At 32.7% G+C, this 6,798-nt stretch carries 3 protein-coding genes; all 3 read left to right on the plus strand.

All coding sequences use genetic code 11. From position 1 onward, the window contains the following. Window positions 1-18 precede the first annotated feature (18 nt). Window positions 19-321, plus strand: coding sequence for a CPBP family intramembrane glutamic endopeptidase (locus IX38_RS23535; protein ID WP_034707615.1), 303 nt, complete (start codon window positions 19-21; stop codon window positions 319-321). Between the two features lie 911 nt (window positions 322-1,232). Continuing rightward, window positions 1,233-4,703: a hypothetical protein gene (locus IX38_RS22155; protein WP_051884928.1), complete on the plus strand. Its 3,471-nt coding sequence runs from the start codon at window positions 1,233-1,235 to the stop codon at window positions 4,701-4,703. Window positions 4,704-4,784: 81 nt separating this feature from the next. Beyond that, window positions 4,785-5,951, plus strand: a complete 1,167-nt coding sequence (locus IX38_RS19465) for a hypothetical protein (protein WP_034707617.1) — start codon at window positions 4,785-4,787, stop codon at window positions 5,949-5,951. Window positions 5,952-6,798: the final 847 nt, after the last annotated feature.

The raw sequence follows: 6,798 nt of genomic DNA on the forward strand, positions 1-6,798 counted from the left end.
GGTAACGGGGGAAAGAATTTGGCATCACAACGGTTACTGCCCATTGCCGAAGAATTTATATTTATAGGATTACTTTTGAATAAATTGCTAAAGAAAAACATTAATCTGCATCTTGCAATTTTACTCCAGGCCTGCTTTTTTGTTTTGCTTCACAATTTTGCCTATCAAAATACACAGTCTTCAAACATATGCATTGTGCAAAGCGTTGTGGACGCATCATTATTTGGCTATGCGAAATATTATACAAAATCAATCTATACGCCAATCGCGATGCATATTACAGGAAATCTCATTGCCACTTTGGAGCGTTTTATTTTATGATGAAGAAAACTATTAAGAGATCAGAAACTATAAAGAATGGCCTGTTTGGGATAAAGGGACTTTAAGTATTTCCACTTTTCCGATGCTTAAATACAAAAAACAAAAGGAATGAGATTACTAATTTTTAGACTTTTCATGCAAAATATTTAATTAATGTATAAGGTTGCATTGCGATCCGGACATATTTTGGCAACTCAAAAACAAAGGAAGAGATTATTCCGGCATGAATGCAGTCAATATTTCCGCGATAACAAATTTTCTAATGCAAAGCGGAAATACAAAAGCAGAATTTATCCCTGCAATTAACAACGTATTTAAGGTAAAAGTAGAGCTGAAGTACAAACTTCAGCTTTTGTTTTTCTATAAACGGATTGTTTTGGGGTAGTCACTAAATGAAATAATGAAAGCTCAACACATCAGTTTTGCTATTATAAATGTGGCTTGATCATCTTTTACAGGATTACAACCAATTAATCTTCCATTGATTTCTTCGAATCTTCAATTTCAATTTTAGAAAATTTAACAATAAGGGAATATCATGATTAATTTTAAATCAATTTAAAATAGTATAGAATAAATAAATTTTGTCAAAAAAACTTGTATGCTCAATCTTGCTTTACTCATAATATAAAGATTTTGTAATTAAATAAAAATTCAATTTAACACGTCAAGTTCTGTCGCTTTCGGCATTGATATTTGCATTACAGAAAAACACAGAAAATGAAACTCGATATTAAAACTCGAGGTGGATATCAATTGCCGGAAACCACCTAAAAAAATATGACTACCACCTGAAGTAAATCTAATAAAAAGAGACTTTAAATCTTAACCGGTGACCCTATACTCAAAATGAATTGGAACAACATTCATACCATGAATAGATAACCAAAATCACTAAATACCTTAAAAAAATGACTGATATTAAAAATCAAAATACACTTTACAGATTTGTAAGTTTACGAAACCCTGAACGTTCAAAAAAAGAGAAACAAGAACATTCGTTTGTTTTCCATCCCGAGGATAATAAAAAAATAGCAGAAACAAACAGCGGGAAATTTTTTGATGCCGTAAAAAATAAAACTGCAGCACAAACAAAATGGCAGGCGTTAAAAGCCGTATCATTTACAGGATTTGCTACTGAAAATGATTTAGAAAAAAGTAACCTTTCATTTTTTACAGCTTCAGACTGGCTTGCAAGAAACAGAACAACGGCAAGTGCCAGTGAAATTTATACAAAAGCGAAAGAATATATTGAATTAACGCCCCCTGTTGAATTAAATTTATGGGATAATCTTTTCTATAAAATTATAACTAACGACAACTTTTATGTAAAAGATGGGCTAATACAAATGCTAATCTTTCAAAATCTTTTAAAGCAAATCAAAAAGATAACAGGAGAACAAAATATATTAGCTGTTATCTGTACACTTGCTAATGCCAAAGTAGTATTGCCTGCAGCTGTTTTTGAAGAATCTCAGCAGGCCACGGCAGGAGCCGGAGCAATGCAAAGAGTGGCATCAGATGATTTTTCGGATCCGAAAATATTACAGGATGTGCAGAATATTGTAAAATCAAAATTTGATCTTGAAAGATTAGAAAATGCAAAAGCTGAATTACTGAAAATAGAAAAAAAGCAACGTACTGTTAATCAAAATCATTATGAAACTGCGCAAAGAAATTATCAGATTGAAATAAAACCACTTTTAGATGATTATCAGAGAGACTATAATAATGCGAAAAGGGCATTAATTGCAGCTGAAAAGGATACACCGGCTAATTTGAAATTAATAGATGTTCCGTATCCGAAATTGCCAGAATTTCAATATGACAATCCAATTGAAATAGAACAGGATGTTATAAAAGGAAAGCTTTCTGAAAATAGCAGAACGGTATTGGATGAAATAATTGATCTGAGAGAGGCACAAACTTTTGAAGAAATTTATGAAGCTATTAATGATAATATAAAAACAGCCAATAAGACCATTGTAAGCAGTACAAAATTTTCAGAACAGTATGCTTCTTTTGGCGATATGGTTTTCCCGGTAAATAAAGATGCTTCCGCAGAAGATAATTATATCTTTAGAATTTGCTCAGACGGAATTACAGGAAACAGATATGCAATTAGATTATACATTTTAGACCCTTCTCTGAATGTTGCCGGAATTTTATATAAATTAAAATTACAGGACGGAACTTTTGTTACCAATACAGCTTTTACATCGTCAATAATCAATGGTATTGTGACAATAAAGCTTTTTGATGACAACGGATATACCCAAAATCCAGCGAATCCGGTTGTGGATTTTTCTGCAGAAATAAAAACATCTAATAATGTTTATTATATATTGGATGTAGATGGCTTTACACTTTCTAAAAGCACATCGTGCTCAACGGGGGCATTAGTAGAAAAAAACACAGGAAACGGTACTAATGATGCTATTACAAAAGGTTTTGGCTACCGCCAGTTAGGAATTGCTGATTATAAAAAAGTAGTATCAGAAATCTGTTGTTATGATGCAGGAGAAGTGGCGCATATTGAAAATGTAATGGCATCTGAGTTTAGAAATAAAACTACTGAAAGGAAGAGGGTTGAAGAAAACACGGTTACCCAGGAAACCCAACAGGAAACCGAAAATCTGACAGATACTTCCACAACAGAACGTTTTGAGATGCAGACTGAAATTGCAAAACTGCTGAAGGAGCAGAAAGAATTCAATGCACATGTGGATGTCCATTCTTCATGGGGAAATACAACATTGGATGCAGGTGCTGCGTATGCAACAAATGTATCTAAAGAAGAAAGCAACAGACAGGCCGTAACACAGGCTAAGGAATTAACACAGCGTGCAATGGAACGAATTGTTTCTAAAATAAGACAGGAAACTGTACAAAAAACAACCGAAAGCTTTACTGAAACTAATTCGCATATATTTGACAACAGAGGAAGTGCCGAACATATTTCAGGAGTATACCGCTTTATCAATGCTACTTATAAAAACCAGATATATAATTACGGCAAACGATTGATGTACGAGTTTATGGTGCCACAGCCAAGTAAACTCCATCGATTAGGGCTAATGGAAGTGGGTGAAAGAACTGAAAATATGAGCGCTATCCAAAAACCGGTAGATCCAAGGACAACCAATTATCATGACTTTTTGAGTATTGAGAAGCATACTTATCATGATCTTGCAGCTCAATATGGAGCAACGGTAGAAGTTTACCCGGAGGAATCTATTTACATAAACAAAACATTTTCTTGTGCGATAGAGAATGCAACCACGGAAATGCAGGCAGGATCAAAAGAAATTGCTATTCCAAAAGGATATAAAACTTACAGTGCAACATTGAAATGCAATGCAAAATCTGATGGTGATAGTGGAGGGCATTCAATAGGAGTTACTTTTGGTTCTTATAATCTAATGATGAAACCGGGAACGGGGAATGGTGATTTCACTGAAGCTAATTTTAATATTCAACCTTCAGGAACACCTGCAGCTTATTCACTGGATGGATATACTGAAAAAATGGAAATCAGCTATTCATCGGTCAACTATCTTACTTTTAATATTGCCTTTTCAGTTAAAGCAGTACCAACAGATGAGACAATTAATAACTGGAAAAAGAATGCTTATGATGCCATTATCAGAGGCTATGAAGAACAGTTAAGGTTATATAACGAAAGTGTAGTAACAATAAAAGAAAAAGCAGGCACAATGTTAGAAAGCAACCCGGGCTTTTATCGTCAGACGGAACAACTGATACTGAAAAAGAACTGTATTTCATATCTTATTGATGATGCAAACCCGGATTTTTCAGCAAGATTTGGACAATTGATGTATAACAAAGATGCTACGTTTAAAGATCATCAGGTAAAAATGAGCCAGGATATGGATGATTATACCAGTTTTGCCAAATTTATGGAGCAGGCTTTTGAATGGAACCTGATGAGCTATAATTTTTATCCATTTTATTGGGGTAATCGTGAGGAGTGGAAAGATCTGTATCAGTATGACAGCAATGATCCTATTTACCGAAGCTTTATGCAGGCAGGAATGGCGAGAGTAGTGGTTACGGTAAAACCGGGCTTTGAAGATGCGGTGATGCATTATATGGCTTTTAAACAAATATGGAATGGCGGGCAAATGCCTGTATTAGGAAACCCGTTATACATTTCTATAGTTGAAGAGCTGAAAGAACAGGAATATGTAGTAGAAGAAACATGGGAAACTGTATTGCCTACAAGTCTTATTGCAATTCAAGAAAAAGGGGTTGCCGTAGCTGGAGAAGGTTTACCATGCAGCAATGATTGTGTTGAACATACAAGCAATACACTGAAGGCTAATGATAATAAAATGGGAGTTATATTACCCACAAAATAATAATCAATCCAAATTAATTTCTCTCTTGCTTTATCAGATAGCAAGAGAGGATTAATATGGACTAAATAAACAAAAAAATAAATGTTTACAAAAGAACAACTCGCACAATGGCGGGAACAAGACTTTGTGTTTGATGATTTTTATGATAATGCGGCGGTGGTAGAAGCTAAAAAAGAATTGGCAATAAAATATAATTCTTCAAAAATAGAAGATGCACTTTATCTAATAACAGTTTCTGTTTACCATAAATACCTTAAAAGTAGAAATGGGTTTGTGAATTTAATGGATACGGTTACCCAAAATACTATTGCAACAATACCTTTGCAATTTAATGACACTGGCTTTAGCACACAATTAAAGTTTCCAAAACTTGATTTATTTTCAACAGTAAAAAAAGCAAAAGTAGTTTTATATTGTGATGAGATACAGGCAGAAACGAATAGTTTTAAATTGGAATTTGAGAAAGAGGAGAAAAAAGAAAATAATTCTAAGGGAGAAAAAGGTATTAAAGATGGTTGGTATAAAGACGATATGGGTAAATATAATTACTTTGATGGTAAAGTAGATAAAGATAAATTTAAAAACCAGATTTATTTAGGGAATTATTTAGTAATTGCCGATGAAAAATATAATTTTATTAAATTTAAATATAAAAATATATGGGAAGATAGTATTGATTTGGATTCAGATATTGGATATAAATTCAGAATGGTTATAGCAGAAAGTAATTTTAAAACTGAAAAAGCAGAAATTATAGAGAATAAAAAAGAGAAAGAAGCAAAGCAGAAAGATAAAATTATTGTAGCGTCAATTTATGAGTTATATATTATCTCGGCTTCAATAGATAATAGAAAGAAAATTGGAAAAAAATTTTTCGGAGACACCTATCGGAATGTTGTAGAGCAGGAAGGACAATATGATGGTACAAACTCATCCGTATATAAAAATTTTATAGAAACATTAAATACAAAATGGTGGGCAGGAAAAAATTGGTATGATGAGTATTCGGTTATGGAATATTTAGGAAGAGTTTATCAAGCCGTAGTACATGAGCCTGAAAGTGAACATTGTGCGGTAAATATATTAAAAACACATTATGATTTAAATGATGCAGATTATATTTTAGCATATACCCATAATGGGAAATATATCTTCGAACCCTATAGCTACCACATAGATTTTGATAAAAGTAAATGTTGGATAAAAACAGTCGAATCAAGTACAAACGCCTTTCCTGAATTAAAATAATTATCAAAAAGGAAAAGAATTAATACTTGCTTTTACAACACATCTTATATAAAAAACCTAAAATTTCAAAATATATTAGTCAAAACTTATTCATTATATAGAAAGATTTTTAAAAAGAATGAATCCAGTTGAGCAAAAATTAATTTTGTATCAATAATAAATAGATCCCATCACAATTGCGGTGGGGTTTATCTTTTAGTACGGTCGATCATTACATCTCGGATCTCCGGGAGGGCAATAAGGCTGTTGTTCACTATAGTGTCAAAAACTGTCCAGGATTCCTTTCATAATTTAATTCTATAGATGCATTCAAAATTGGACAGGCAACATCTATATTGATATTCCGAAGCTATTGACAAGTACTACACCACAAAGGCTATGTGATGAAATCCAAAGGGACCAACATAAATACATACAAAAGAGTGAAAAGTATGCAGTGCAAAAGACTTTAAAGGCCGAAATCATTCATAGGAAGTTATTTTAAATGCAGTCTGTGAAAATCAATTAACGACTTCTATAAAGTAAGTTTGATAAAAGTATCCAGGGTACAACTAGGAAAGCGGAGTAGCCCATTGATAAAATGCCCGCTTTACAATATATACGCTGTATTTTTAAAACAGGCTGCGGTTTTTTCGCAGGATAATCAATATCCCTGGTTATTTTAATTTTCTATTATTATATTCATTCAATTTTATCGTTTGAACAGGAAGTTTCAATCTTTCACAATAGTATTTACAAATCTGTTATTTTACTTACATTGTTCCCTTGAGGATCAATCTCAAAAGTTGGGGAGAAAAATAAAAAGTGATAATTTTGTTGAATGTTAAATGATGCCGAACTCCTTAAA

Origin of the sequence: Chryseobacterium luteum (assembly GCF_000737785.1) — a bacterium.
GTDB lineage: Bacteria > Bacteroidota > Bacteroidia > Flavobacteriales > Weeksellaceae > Chryseobacterium > Chryseobacterium luteum.